The 13168-nt window shown below is 61.4% G+C and carries 13 protein-coding genes and 2 pseudogenes; 8 read left to right on the forward strand and 7 right to left on the reverse strand.

Translation table 11 applies throughout. The annotated features are described in order from the left end of the window. Positions 1-314 precede the first annotated feature (314 nt). Complete coding sequence (locus ABIE20_RS16090; protein WP_429505883.1) at positions 315-752, reverse strand: acetyltransferase; 438 nt, start codon at positions 750-752, stop codon at positions 315-317. A 284-nt stretch (positions 753-1036) separates the two neighbouring features. Here ABIE20_RS16090 and ABIE20_RS16095 point away from each other — a divergent pair, with 284 nt between their 5' ends. The 6 genes and pseudogenes from ABIE20_RS16095 (at position 1037) to ABIE20_RS16120 (ending at position 7231) form a co-directional block, all read left to right on the forward strand. Next, positions 1037-1699 (forward strand): hypothetical protein, encoded by a 663-nt coding sequence (locus tag ABIE20_RS16095; protein WP_429505884.1) that lies wholly within the window; start codon positions 1037-1039, stop codon positions 1697-1699. A gap of 432 nt (positions 1700-2131) precedes the next feature. Beyond that, on the forward strand, positions 2132-3088 hold the full coding sequence (locus ABIE20_RS16100) for a LysR family transcriptional regulator (RefSeq protein ID WP_429505885.1): 957 nt from the start codon (positions 2132-2134) through the stop codon (positions 3086-3088). 118 nt (positions 3089-3206) lie between these two features. Then, a pseudogene (locus ABIE20_RS16105) lies at positions 3207-3464 on the forward strand (PAS domain S-box protein); the annotation flags it as partial. A 360-nt stretch (positions 3465-3824) separates the two neighbouring features. Then, positions 3825-4772, forward strand: a pseudogene (locus tag ABIE20_RS16110) (methyl-accepting chemotaxis protein); the annotation flags it as partial. Between the two features lie 9 nt (positions 4773-4781). Beyond that, positions 4782-6539: a putative bifunctional diguanylate cyclase/phosphodiesterase gene (locus ABIE20_RS16115; RefSeq protein ID WP_429505887.1), complete on the forward strand. Its 1758-nt coding sequence runs from the start codon at positions 4782-4784 to the stop codon at positions 6537-6539. A gap of 77 nt (positions 6540-6616) precedes the next feature. After that, a complete protein-coding gene (locus ABIE20_RS16120) occupies positions 6617-7231 on the forward strand; it encodes a hypothetical protein (protein ID WP_429505889.1) in 615 nt (204 codons plus the stop codon). Between the two features lies 1 nt (position 7232). On the opposite strand, the gene arsH is transcribed toward ABIE20_RS16120, so the two are convergent. From arsH to ABIE20_RS16140, 4 genes are all read right to left on the reverse strand, one after another. Next, on the reverse strand, positions 7233-7925 hold the full coding sequence (gene arsH, locus ABIE20_RS16125) for an arsenical resistance protein ArsH (protein WP_429505891.1): 693 nt from the start codon (positions 7923-7925) through the stop codon (positions 7233-7235). Between the two features lie 12 nt (positions 7926-7937). Then, positions 7938-8408 (reverse strand): arsenate reductase ArsC, encoded by a 471-nt coding sequence (locus tag ABIE20_RS16130; RefSeq protein WP_429505892.1) that lies wholly within the window; start codon positions 8406-8408, stop codon positions 7938-7940. Between the two features lie 12 nt (positions 8409-8420). After that, positions 8421-8765 carry a metalloregulator ArsR/SmtB family transcription factor gene (locus ABIE20_RS16135; RefSeq protein ID WP_429505893.1) on the reverse strand — a complete coding sequence of 115 codons (345 nt, stop codon included), beginning with the start codon at positions 8763-8765 and terminating at the stop codon, positions 8421-8423. Positions 8766-8835: 70 nt separating this feature from the next. Continuing rightward, positions 8836-9702, reverse strand: coding sequence for a LysR family transcriptional regulator (locus tag ABIE20_RS16140; protein ID WP_429505895.1), 867 nt, complete (start codon positions 9700-9702; stop codon positions 8836-8838). Positions 9703-9809: 107 nt separating this feature from the next. On the opposite strand from ABIE20_RS16140, the gene ABIE20_RS16145 reads away from it, so the two are divergent. After that, the gene (locus ABIE20_RS16145; protein WP_429505896.1) at positions 9810-10208 is read left to right on the forward strand and encodes a tautomerase family protein; all 399 of its coding nucleotides are present in this window, start codon (positions 9810-9812) and stop codon (positions 10206-10208) included. Between the two features lie 31 nt (positions 10209-10239). Further along, positions 10240-11280, forward strand: a complete 1041-nt coding sequence (locus tag ABIE20_RS16150) for a DUF1176 domain-containing protein (protein WP_429505897.1) — start codon at positions 10240-10242, stop codon at positions 11278-11280. Between the two features lie 71 nt (positions 11281-11351). On the opposite strand, the gene ABIE20_RS16155 is transcribed toward ABIE20_RS16150, so the two are convergent. Both ABIE20_RS16155 and ABIE20_RS16160 read right to left on the reverse strand, forming a co-directional pair. Beyond that, the gene (locus tag ABIE20_RS16155; protein ID WP_429505899.1) at positions 11352-12137 is read right to left on the reverse strand and encodes a sulfite exporter TauE/SafE family protein; all 786 of its coding nucleotides are present in this window, start codon (positions 12135-12137) and stop codon (positions 11352-11354) included. A 366-nt stretch (positions 12138-12503) separates the two neighbouring features. Then, positions 12504-13127 carry a helix-turn-helix domain-containing protein gene (locus tag ABIE20_RS16160; protein ID WP_429505900.1) on the reverse strand — a complete coding sequence of 208 codons (624 nt, stop codon included), beginning with the start codon at positions 13125-13127 and terminating at the stop codon, positions 12504-12506. Positions 13128-13168 lie beyond the last annotated feature (41 nt).

The following is a 13168-nucleotide window of genomic DNA, read 5'->3' on the forward strand; positions in this document are numbered from 1 at the left end:
TTGTGATGGTACAAAAATGGTACGGGAAAATGGAACGTGTGCTGTAACCCTTTGTTTTAAAGGAGTTCGTAGTTAGTGTGTCCAATCCATCATAGATGCAACGCTGAACCGGCGGGACGGCTCAGGGCGCAGGTTTACTGGGGTTGAGGCGGATTCTAGGGGCATGTTCTACGACGCGTTTGTAGCCATTCAGGGGTGTTTTGCTCTGCGCGGTTTGCTACAGCTTCCCGACGCGAATCAAAAACAAAGGTGCGCTAGTCCATGCGTATGGATCGCCCCTACGCGGAGGCGCAGGAGCGATTTTTTCTCACGCCTTAGCTGGGCAAGCGCATGTGCAGCAACGGGAACGGTCGGCCTTCGCCATCCAAAGGGGAGCGGCCGGTTTGAACAAAGCCGTAATGCAGATAAAACCCCACCGCCTGGGGATTTTGCTCGTTTACGTCAACGCTCATCGTATCCCTCGAACCGCGGGCGTAATCCAGTAGCGCTCGGCCAATACCTTGCCCACTTAGGTCGGGATCAATGAAGAGCATTTCTACGTGCGTTTGATTGAGCCCAATAAAACCCAGTGGGCAGTCTTCAGTATCTACTGCAACCCATAACTCAACAGCCGGTAGGTAGACGTTGCGCAGTTGCGGGAGCAACGCGTCTATGTCGGACGCTTGCAGGAAGTGGTGAGTAGCGCGCACGGAGCGCAGCCAAATGTCGAGCAGTAGCGGGTAGTCGGCAGTATTAGCCTGACGAATGATCATCAAATCATCCTTGTACACTTGATATCGGAGATGGAGGCACGCCAGTGGATAGCGACCGTATAAGTGTCGGCATCTGTATGACCGCTTCGCGAGTTAACGCCTGGGCAGTGCACGGCAGAGGTAGCCGAAAAGGAGGGGCGGAAAAATTACTGAGTCTCTTTCGATGTGTCAAGAAAACTGGACGCTTGCGAGGCGTCAAGGAGCAACGCTGGGACATCAGTGCTCAGGATGCGATAGCATTGAGCCATTAACGAAGATTTTGCTCACCTGCAAGGGAATGTCTGATGTCGAAAAAAATGGGTTCTCTCGGATTGGCCTTGGCCGTGACCCTCGGAGCCAGCTCGTCGGCAATGGCCGAAGAAAAGCTGTTCAAGGATTTTGCCTTTGACTCGCCACGGTCAGCCTATACCGAAGCCAAGGGCTATTACGACTGCTCGGAAGATCTTCTCGCTCCCGCCATGTGCAAGGATGATGTGGACTTTATCGGCCACAAATTTACCCTGGCCCTGGTGTTTGCAGGCGGCAAACTGAACACGGTTTCGCTGATCAGTGACTTCGATCAGGAGATCTACACCAACGCCATGACAGCACTGAACAAGACGTTCATGTTGAGTTCGATGTCGGACGCCAACACGCAATTGGACTTGATCGAGCTGGCGAGCAGTGCGCGCAATCGCGACGACTACTTGACCCGGTATACCCGCTATGAAGAAGTGGGCGTCGCGGCGGGGGATTTCACTTACACCTTTCTTGAGGGGGCCGATACCTCGAAGAAATACTCCAGTGTCCCCACCTTGCTAAATGGCTCTGCAGATAACATCCGCTGCGCCGAGCTGATGCTGACCGGTGAGGGGGCTGACTCGGCGCTGTACATCCGCTTCTCCTTTCCTAACCTGGAGATGGAAAAAGCCGAAGCTGCGGCGCAGAAGCCGGTCGAATCCTTCTGACCGTCACCGCCAGAGCAAACCCCGCCCCGAGCGGGGTTTTTCATGTCTGTCGGGCAAGCAGAAATAATAAACCTTCCAGGTATTCCAAGTTGTTATAGTTGTGTTCGTTATTTTTATTTAAACGTTAACCGCCTGCTTTATAGGCTGTTTGGAATAACAAGGAAGCCGTTGCCTTGCCGATGTCTGAAAGTATGTTATGCTCGGAAAATAACCCCCGCCGCACCCTCTCTCCCTACCTTTTTTTCTCACCTAAATTGATGATCTGCATCAGTTTTTTGCTCGCCTGCGCGCTCTATATTGAATTTAAAGGAATGAATAACTCTCCCCGCCACGCTGCGAAGTTTCGGTGTGAAAGTTTATAAAACAATAAGGAATCGCCCGTTAGGTTGAGTGCGCCACCGCGCAGTGCTCAATCATCATCCGGTGTTACCCATGAAGTCGACCGTTGTCTCTGTTGCCCGCAAACTCAAACTCTATCAATTGGTGGTCTTCGACCAGGTGCTGCGCAGCGGCTCTCTGGTGGGCGCTGCCCAGGCGCTGAACCTGACCCAGCCAGCCGTGACCAAGATCATCCACGAAATGGAAGCCTTCCTCGGTGCCGCCTTGCTGGTGCGCGGCAACCGCGGGGTGCGTGCCACTGAGCTGGGCGGGGTAGTGGTGCGCCGCGCCCATGCCATGCTCACAGAACTGCGCAGCCTCACCGACGAGGTCAACGCCTACCACAGCGGTACCACCGGCCAGGTCATGGTCGGCTCGCTGACCTCGTCATCGGCCTTGCTGTTGCCGCATACCTTGCGCCTGCTCAAGGAGAGCGCGCCGGGAGTGCTGGTGACGGTGCGGGTCGGGCATATGGACCAGTTGTTCTCAAGCCTTCTGGCCGGCGAGCTGGATATTGTCGTCGGGCGCATCCCCGACGACTGGCGCTGGCATGAGTATGAGCCGCGGCTGAAGGTCGATGTGCTGTGCGAAGAGGGGCTGTGCATCGTCGCCGGTGCCGAGCACCCATTGCACGACAGCGGCCGGCCGCTGAGCCTGGCCGAGTTGCATCCGTTCCCGTGGATTCTGCCGCCGCGCAGCGGCTTGTTGCGGCGTACCGTCGACCGCCTGTTCGAAGAACTGGACCTGGGGCCGCCGGCCAACGTCATCGAGTCGATCGCGGCCCTGACCAACTACGAATTGATGCAGGACCAACAAACCATCGGCTTCTTCCCCCTGCAAACCACCCAGCAGTTGGCCCAGGGCGGCAAGCTCAAGGCGTTCGACCTCGGCAAGCCGTTGAGCTTTGGCAGCATCGGCTGTTTCTACTCGGCCAATCGCAGCCTCGACCCGGCCAGCCGGCTGTTCCGTGAATGCCTGACCCTGGCTAATCAGCCCAGCGAGCAAAATTAACCAGGTATTCCATATCGCTATAGCTGCAGCCGCTCTATTCATGAGGTATGGCCAATTGCCACACCTACAATGCGGGTAATTACACCCGATTGATCTCGCAATAACGGATACCCAGCGCATGAGAAGCAATCTGCCGGTCACCCAGCAGGAAGTTATCTTCCAGAACGAACAGCGGCTGATTTCTGCCACCGACCTGCACGGCAACCTGACCTACTGCAACGACGAGCTGGTGGCCATCAGTGGCTTCAGCCGTGAAGAACTGATAGGCAGCCCGCACAATATCGTCCGCCACCCGGACATGCCGGAGGCGGTGTTTGCCCACATGTGGTCGTACCTCAAGGCCGGCAAAAGCTGGATGGGCATCGTCAAGAACCGCTGCCGCAATGGCGATCACTATTGGGTCAGTGCCTATGTCACGCCGATCCTCGAAGGGGCTGCAGTGGTGGGCTACGAGTCGGTGCGGGTCAAGCCGCAACGCGCCGATATCGAGCGTGCCGCCGCGCTTTACCAGCGTATGCTCACGGGCAAGAAGAGCTGGAGTTTCAAGCATCTGGCCAAGGCTGTAAAAGAGCAGGCGCTGGCACCGGTGGCATTTGGCGTGCCCTGCCTTGCGGCCGTGTGGTACCTCGATAGCTGGGCGGCACTGGCCGTGCTGGCCTGCGGTTTTGTCGGCATGCAGGTGGCGGCGCACTGGAACCTGCAGCGCAAGTTCGCCCTGGCCCGGCGCGCCACCGCCGACAGCTTCGACAGCGAGCTGATTGCCCGCACCTACACCGACGAGCACGGCGCCGTGGCGCAGTTGATGATGTCGCTGATCAGCGAACAGGCCAAGGTGCGCACCGCCCTCAGCCGCTCCGGCGACTACGCGCAGAAGACCGAAACCATGGCCGGCGAAAGCGGCAAGCTGGCCCAGGCCTCCGAGTCGTCGTTGCAGCGCCAGCGCGACGAGACCGACATGGCCGCTACCGCCATGACCCAGATGGCGGCGTCGATCTCCGAGGTTTCGACCCATATCCACGACACCGCCCGCGAAGCCGACGACGTCAACCAGCTGACCCGGGTCGGTTCCGAAGAAGCCGGCAAGACTCGCCTGGTGATCGAAAAACTGCAGGACACCGTGAACCAGATCAGCCAGTCGGTGGAGAATTTTGCCGACGAGACCCAGTCGATCCAGATCGCCTCGAACATGATCCGCCAGATCGCCGACCAGACCAACCTGCTGGCACTCAACGCCGCCATCGAAGCGGCCCGGGCCGGCGAGCAGGGCCGTGGTTTTGCCGTGGTCGCTGATGAGGTACGGGCGCTGGCGTTCAAGACCCAGGAGTCAACCGAAACCATTCAGACCATCATCCAGTCGCTGCACAGCGCCGCCAACCAGGCGGTGGATATCGCCCGCCAGGGCAGTGACGAGGCCCATGCCGGTGTCGACCAGGTGATCGCCACACAGAACGCCCTGGAAGGCATTGGCGTGGCGGTTGAGCATATCCACCAGATGACCGAGCAGATGGCCGCCGCCTCCGAGCAGCAAGCCCATGTTGCCGAGGACATCAGCCGGCAGATCACCACCATCGCCCAAGTGTCCGAGCAGAACGTCGACATTGCCGCCAGTTCCGCCAGTATTGGCCGCGAGCTTGAGCACACGGCGCATGAGATGTATGCGCTGGTGGACCGGTTCAACCGCTAGGCCGCGATCATGACCCGAGAGGATTTCGACAAGCTTGCGGCCAACGCCGAGCGCGAGCTGACCAGCATTCCCTATGCGATTTTCGAGGCCGCCGCCGATGCCATCGTCATCACCGATGAGTGGGGGCGGGTGCAGGCGATCAATGCCGCGGCGCAGAAGCTGTTCGGCTACAGCTTCGGCGAACTGGCCGGTGCGAGTATTACCCGGTTGATGCCCAAGGCCTACGCCGAGCGCCATGACCAGTGCCTGGCGTCCTACCGCGCCGGCGGCGGGCGCAAGCTCAATGGCCTGGTGCGCGAGCTGCTCGGCAAGCGCAAGGACGGCTCGCTGTTCGACTTGCACGTGAGTGTCGGCGAACTGTCGCTCGGTGGCCGGCAATTGCTGATCGGGGTCTGCTACGACATCAGCGAGCAGTTGCAGATGCACCGGCGCATCAACCACCTGGCCAGCCACGACACCCTGACCCATTGCATGAACCGCAGCGCCCTGCACGAGCGCCTGCAACAGGAGATCGCCCTGGCGCTGGCGCGCGGGGAGCAACTGGTGCTGGTGTTCATCGACCTTGATGGCTTGAAGATCATCAACGACAACCATGGTCACAACGTCGGCGACCGGGTACTGGTCGGCGTCGCCGAGCGCTTTCGCCAGTGCCTGGCTGGTGCCGGCTTGCTGGCCAGGGTCGGTGGTGACGAGTTCGTCGTAGTCGTGCGCCAGGCGTTTGCCGAGCAGGGTGGCATGAGCCTGGCCACGCGCCTGTTCGACTGCCTGCAGACCCCGCTGGGCATTGACGGCATGGCCCTGACCGTACGCGCAAGCCTTGGCGTCAGTACCTGCACCAATTGCCCGGAGGGCGTAACACCTGCGCCCGATCAACTGATCATCGATGCCGACTTTGCCATGTACCAGGCGAAGAAGGCCGGCGGCAATCGCATCGCCTGTTTCAACCCGGCCATGCGCGTTACCCAGCATCGCGAACAGCAGCGTCTGGAGCGCTTGCGCCAGGCCATCGACGCACAGCAACTGCAGTTGCATTACCAGCCGCAATTCGAGCTGGCCGACCCGCAGCGGATCACCGGCCTTGAGGCTTTGCTGCGCTGGAACGACGGCGCCAATGGCCCGGTGTCGCCCGAGGTGTTCATCCCCCTGGCCGAGCAAAACGGGCTGATGTCGGCACTCAATGACTGGGTGGTGACCCGGGCTTGCGCCGACAACCGTGCGCTGATCGAGGCCGGCCTGCTGGATGTGCCGGTGGCGGTGAACATGAGCGGCTATTCGTTCATGCAGTGCGACTTTGTCGCCAAGCTCACGGCGGCGCTGGAGCGCAGCGGGCTGGCGGCAAACCGCCTGGAAATCGAAGTGACCGAGACTGTCGCGCTCAAGGATATCGAGCAGGCCCGGCAGAATATCCTGCTGTTGCAGGGCATGGGCGTGCGCGTGTCGATCGACGATTTCGGCACCGGTTATTCATCGCCCAGCACCTTGCGCGCCTTGCCGTTCGAGAAGCTCAAGATCGACCGGGTGTTCATCAACGAAGTGCAGAGCAACCCCATCGATCAGGCCATCGTCAATGGCTACCTGATGCTGGCCGAGAGCCTGGATATCCAGGTGGTGGCCGAAGGCATCGAAACCCGCGGGCAACTGGACTACCTCAAGGCCCAGGGCTGTAGCCTGGGCCAGGGCTTCTGGTTCTGCCGGCCATTGCCGATGGACCGCTTGCTGCAGTTCGTCATGGGCCGTGAGCATGCCGGACGTCGGTTGGTGAGGTAGCGCCAGCAAGGCTTGCCTACACTCATGGGTCGCCCGTGCAATGAATGCATGGGGCCCTTTCATGGAGATCAGTGGCAATGAATCCGACCGGAAAAGGACTTCCCGAAACCTTCCTGCAAGCCGCCGCCCTGCGCGAGCACGACCGATATCCCGACGATATGGACTGGCAGGCGCTGGTCCACGCGTTTTTCCCCGACAGCGTGGTCGGCATGGCCCAGTCGCTGTCGAACATCACCGCAGCCTTTTACGGCCTGATGCTGGAGCAGGCAGGGGAAATGTTCGGCCGCGAGCACATCAATCGCCTGTCCGAGCGCATGTTCTATCGCCTGGGCCGGCGCATGGCGGCCCGGCATATGGCCAGCAAGGTGCTGCTCGAGCGTGATGCCCGTGGGCTGGGCCGATTGGTGGCTGCGGCGATTTTTACCTCCAGCCCGGAATATCGCCTGGAAGTGCTCGAGTTCAGCCCGGCCCAGGTGCGCTTGCGCATCAAAGGCGCCGACCGCTACCACCGCATCGCCCGCGAACTGGGGTTCGAGGATGCGCTGCAGTGGCCGGTTCTGCGCGAGTTCTTTCGCGGCCAGGGCGATGGGCTGGGGATCACCGGGCACTATTTACTGACCATGGACCTGATCAGCCTGGATGACGACAGCCGTTGCCATTACCGGCTGGATATCGTCCGGCGCCAGCAGTAGTTCAGATCGAGCGCTGGCCGACGCGCCTGGACAAGGCCTCGGCCGACTCCTTGCGCTCGGAGTAGCGGTCTACCAGATGCTCGCTGCGCCCGCGCAGCAGCAGGGTGAACTTGACCAGCTCTTCCATGACGTCGACCACGCGGTCGTAGTAGGCCGAAGGTTTCATCCGGTCGTTGCCGTCGAATTCCAGCCAGGCTTTGGGCACCGAGGACTGGTTGGGGATGGTGAACACGCGCATCCAGCGCCCCAGTACCCGCAGTTGGTTGACCACGTTGAACGACTGCGAACCGCCACACACCTGCATCACCGCCAGGGTCTTGCCCTGGGTCGGACGCACCGCGCCCATGGCCAGCGGCACCCAGTCGATCTGCGCCTTGAACACCGCCGACATGGCGCCGTGGCGCTCGGGCGAGCACCACACCTGGCCTTCGGACCATTGCATGAGGTCGCGCAGTTCGACCACCTTGGGATGGTCGTCTGGCGCGTCGTCGGGCAGGGGCAGGCCGCTGGGGTTGAAAATCCGGGTTTCGGCGCCCAAGTGCTCCAGCAGGCGCGCGGCTTCCTCAGTCAGCAGGCGACTGAACGAGCGTTCGCGGGTCGAGCCGTAAAGCAGCAGGATGCGCGGCTTGTGCCCGTCATGAGCGGCGTTGGCAGGGATCAGGTCGAGGTCGAGATTGGGCAGTTGATCGTTCATGGGAGAGTCCTTTTACAGGGTGCCGATGCGGTCGATTTCAGCCTGCAACTGGTCGCGGTTCAGGCGCTCGAAGGGCAGGGCGAGGAAGGTTGTGCAGCGCAGCGCAATACGCGCCAGGGTGGCGTCGAAGGCGGCATCGAGCTGGGTGTCGGTGCCGTGGATTTCGGACGGGTCCGCCAGCCCCCAGTGGGTCTTCAGTGCCGGGCCAAAGTACAGCGGGCAGGCTTCGCCAGCGGCGTTGTCGCAGACGGTGATGACAATGTCCGGCGGGTTGTCGGCGAAGGTGTCGTTGCCTTTGCTGGTCAGGCCGCTGATGTCGATGCCGGCGCGTTGCAAGGTCGACAGGCTGCGAGGATGCACCTGGCCCTTGGGGAAGCTACCGGCACTGACCGCTTCGAAACCGGCCGGTGCCAGGTGGTTGAACAGCGCTTCGCACAGAATGCTGCGGCAGCTGTTGGCGGTGCACATGAACAGGATTCGCATGGGGCGCATTCCTCAGCAGCAGGTTGCACGGGCAGGGCGATCACCCATGCCGTCTAAACGGGCGCTGTCGGCGCTGAGCCACTGGCCGTTGGCCTCCAGGGTCAGCTGCAGCACCTGATTGATCCACGCCGGCAGGTGCGGGTTGAGCCGGTAATACACCCACTGGCCCTGGCGGCGGTCGAGCAACAGGCCGCAGGTGCGCAATTGCGCCAGGTGGCGGGAGATCTTCGGCTGGCTATCGTCGAGCGCGCACATCAGCTCACATACGCACAGCTCACCTTCGCGGGCGATCAGCAGCGTGGCGCGGGCGCGGGTTTCATCGGCAAGGCATTTGAACAGGGTGGCGGGGGTGAGCATCGAATCGGCCTTGATACATATGGAAATTCGAATATACGAATTTCCATATGTATAACGCAAGAGCCAACTGCTAGCCGGCCAGCAGCTCCTTGATCAGGATGTCGCGTACCTGGGCGATCAGTGCGCGTTCATCGGCGCGGGGTGCGACCAGCGAGAACTCCACCTCTGGCAGGTGCGGTAGCCCCGCGCCGCTCCTGAGTGGCTCGATGCCGTCGCCGATGGCCGAGGCATTCACACACGAGACACCCAGCCCGGCTGCCACGGCCATCTGCAAGCCGGCAATACCCGAGGCGGAGTGGGCGAGGTTGAAGGTTACGCCGCTGTGTTCCAGGCGTTTGAGTGCGTAGCGCTGCAACGCGCAATCCGCCGGTAATACCACCAGCGGCACGACACCGCTGGCGGGCAGGCGATAGCCTGCAGCAGCGACCCAGTGCAACGCTTCGCGGTGCAACGGTTGATGCTTGCTGGCGCTTTGCGGCGGGTCGAGCACGCGCATGGCAATGCCCAGGTCGAACTCATCGGCCTCCGCCAGTTGTTCGATTTCGGCGCTTTTGCGGATCGACACATGCAAGCGCAGGTGCGGGTATTGCTCGCCCAGGCGCTTGAGCAGGCCGAGGATGCGCGTGGGCCGAAAGTAGTCGGTGATCGCCAGGCGCAGATCACCGCTCAACGACAGGCCGCGCATGTCCTGGACGGCGAAGTTGTTCAGGCTGAGAATTTTTTCGGCATGGGCTTGCAAGCGCGCGCCCGCAGTCGTCAACCGCGCGCCCTGTTTCGAACGCACAAACAGTGCCGTCCCACACAGCTCTTCGAGTTTGCGGATTTGCTCGCTGACCGCCGATTGCGAGCGGAACAGCGCGGGTGCGGCGGCAGAAAAACTGCCAGTGGCGGCCACCACCAACAAGGCATGGAGTTGATCGAGGTCGAAGCGGTTCATGCTATCTACCCGTTTTTATGATGGATGCCATCATATCTTCCCGCTTTTTCGTTAGATAGCGGCTTGGCAGAGTACAGCTTCAATTCACTCAAGCGGAGTACCTGAAAATGCCTGGTATCAATCTGACAGTGTCTGGCCAAGCCGATGCCGCGCTGACCAAGCGCCTGGTCACCACGGTGATGGAACTGACCGGCAGCCTGCTCGACAAGGAGGCCGAACGGACCCTGATGATGGTGCGTTATCACCCGCACGCCGACTGGTTCATTGCCGGCCAATCGCTGCTCGAACTTGGGCAGAACTCGTTCCGCCTGGAGGTGACCATTACCGATGAAACCAACACCAAGCAGCAGAAGGCCGCGTTCCAGAAGGCGGCTTACGCGGCGCTGGCCGAGTTGATCGGCAATGTCCATGCGCATTCCAACATTCATCTGCTCGACGTCAGGGCAACGGCCTACAGCTATGGCGGCATCACCTTAGAGCAGTACTTTCAGGATGCCCAGCGCTAGAATGCGCGGCTCACCTGAAACGGAATTCATCATGACCGCACCGCTGCACGCCGCTTTTCTCACCTTGCTGGCCTTGCCTGGCGCCACCCAGGCCAATGCGGCAGAACCGGTACCGCTGTACCAGCACCTCAAGGATTGGGTGGTGGGCTGTGACAATACCCGCCAGTGCACGGCGCTGGCGGCTGACGTCCAGGCCGATATGCCGCTGGGCATCCAGGTGCTGCGTGGGGCTGGCATCGATGGCCAGTTGCAGGTGACGATCTACAGCAGAAGCTCGCTGGAGGCGCCGTTGCAGCTTGATGGCCAGCCACTGGCGCTACCCTTGAGCGATGCGCAGGAGGACGGCGTGGTGTTCTGGCACGCCAGCGGCGAGCCGGCCATGGCCCTGCTCAAGGCCTTGCGCAATGGCGCGCGCCTGACCTCGCAGAGCAATGATGGTGAGCTTGGCAGTTCCCTCAACGGCCTGACGGCTGCGTTGTTGCTGATCGATTCGGTGCAGGGGCGGGTTGGGCACCGCAGTGCCTTGGTGCGCGTCGGTGACGGGCCAGATAGCGCCGTGCCGCCTGCGCCAGCGCTGCCCAAGTTGGCGCCATTCGTACGCCCCGCGCCGATGGGCGAAGCGGAGGCGAGGCGCATCAGCGAGGTGGTCATGACCGCTACTGCAAACGACTGGCGCGACCCCGAAGCGGATTGGACCCCGGACAGTGCCCAGGCTTATGCCCTGAGCAAGGACACTGCGCTGGTCAGCTTTCGTTTCGCCTGCGGCGCCTACAACTGCGAGTACGCGTTGTACACCACTTCGCGGACGCACCCCGAGCAGGCAAAGGCGCTGCAGCTGGAGAAGATTGCGGCGCAGGAGCAGTGGGGGGATTTTGGTGGCTCGGTGGGCTATGACCCGGACACCGGGGTGCTCAGCAGCTTCATCCTGGCGCGGGGCATCGGCGATTGTGGTATCGACCAGAGCTGGCGATTCGATGGGGAGCGTATGCAATTGCGCTCGCTGGCGCGGATGGGCAATTGCAGCGGGAGCTGGCCGGACAAGTGGCCGGTGCTGTGGCGTACACAGGATTGACCCTGGGGCTACTGCGTAGCCCATCGCCGGCAAGGCCGGCTCCTACAGGGTTTTGTGTTGCCTGACAGTGATCAGAACGCCAGTTTGTAGCCGATCATCAGCAGCATGCCCGCCAGGCACGGGCGCAGGATGCTGTCGGAAATTCGCCCGGTCAGGTGGCTGCCCATGTAGATGCCCGGCAGCGAGCCGAGCAGCAGGTAGCCGAGCAGCGACCAGTCCATGTTGCCCATGCTCGCATGGCCGAGACCTGCCACCAGGGTCAGGGGCACGGCGTGGGCGATTTCGGTGCCGACCAGGCGGCGGGTGACCAGGTACGGATAGAGCAGAAACAATGCCACCGTGCCCAGGGCGCCGGCGCCGATGGAGGTCAGCGAGACCATGACGCCGAGCACCACGCCGGTGGCCACGGTCAGCAGGTTGAGGCTGGTGCCGCTCAGGTGGTAGCGGTCGCCGGCGTGTTTGCTGGCAAATGCCTGAAGTTTGCTTTTGAACAGGATGGCCAGGGCGGTGAGCACCAGGACTACAGCCAGGCCTTGTTTGATGATGGCGTTGGCGGCCTGGGTATCGGCGTCGAGGCTGGCGAGGAACCACAGGGTCAGGGCGGCAGCCGGGACGCTGCCGAGGGTCAGCCAGCCGGTGATTTTCCAGTCGATATTGTTGTTTTTGCCGTGGACCCAGACGCCGCTGGCTTTGGTGATGGCGGCGTAGAGCAGGTCGGTACCTACGGCGGTGGCGGGGTTGATGCCGAACCAGAGCAGGATCGGGGTCATCAGCGAGCCGCCGCCGACGCCGGTCATGCCGACGATGAATCCAACTACCAGGCCTGCAATGGTGAAACCGAAAGAACCTACATCCATAAGTAACCTAAACGCCCAACGTGCCCGTGATCGGATGGCAGCCAGCATAAAGGTTTTTTTATAGCCAAATAGACTTGTTCGTTATTAGGTTATAACCGGTGGTGGCTGTGAGAGGAGGGGCTTATCCGGTTGTGATGGTGGCGCGGAGTCACCTTTGCGCCCTTACGGCGGGTTACTTTGGCAGTCGCCCCAAAGTAACCAAAGGGCTTGCCCCACCAGGGGCCCTACGCTGCGCTTCGGGTTAACGGGGCGGTAGATCAAGATCAAGAGCACAATTCGCTTCGCTCTTGTTGAGCGCGTAGCGCTGTGGGAGCGGCGGTGCGACGTCTCGACTTGACCCGCGATGCGGTGTTACAGACAACGCTGTTACCGATCCGTCATCACCACCATCACATGCGCATCGCCGCCATCTTCCGTCTCGGAAAGATAAATATGCCCGACATTGCTGTTGAAGTAGGCCGTCTCCTGCGGGCCGATACTCACAGCTTCACCGGTTTCAAACACTATCCGCACCCGCCCGCTGAGCACCAGGGCAAATTCCTGCCCGGGGTGGCGGATGAATTCGTCGAACTGTTGCCGTTCGCGGGCGATGATTCGCGCGTACATCGGGGTCATCAGGCGCTGTGGGAATTCGCCGGCAATCGGGTGGTAGTCGTAGGTGCCGGTGCTGTAGCCGGGCGCGCTGGGCAGGGAGTTGACCACCACGGTGGTCGGCACTGGCACATCGCTTACGCCTGAGGCGCGAAACAGTTGGGCGATATCCACCTGCAATGCCCGCGCCGCTGCCGCGAGTTTTTCGTAGCTCACCGAAACCTGCGCCAGTTCCATTTTCGACAGGGTCGAGACCGGCACCCCAGACAGCGCCGACAGTTGCTTGAGCGTCAACTGTTGGGCCTTGCGCACGCTGCGCAAGCGCGCGCCAACTTCGGCGCGGTCAATCAGCGGCAGCGCACCAGGGCGGGCGTCGGCAGGGGAGCGGTCGGCACTCATCAAGCATCTCGGTCAGGCAAAACGGATGCGCATCTTACCGT

The sequence above is a fragment of the Pseudomonas sp. 2835 genome (assembly GCF_050435905.1).
Lineage (GTDB): Bacteria > Pseudomonadota > Gammaproteobacteria > Pseudomonadales > Pseudomonadaceae > Aquipseudomonas.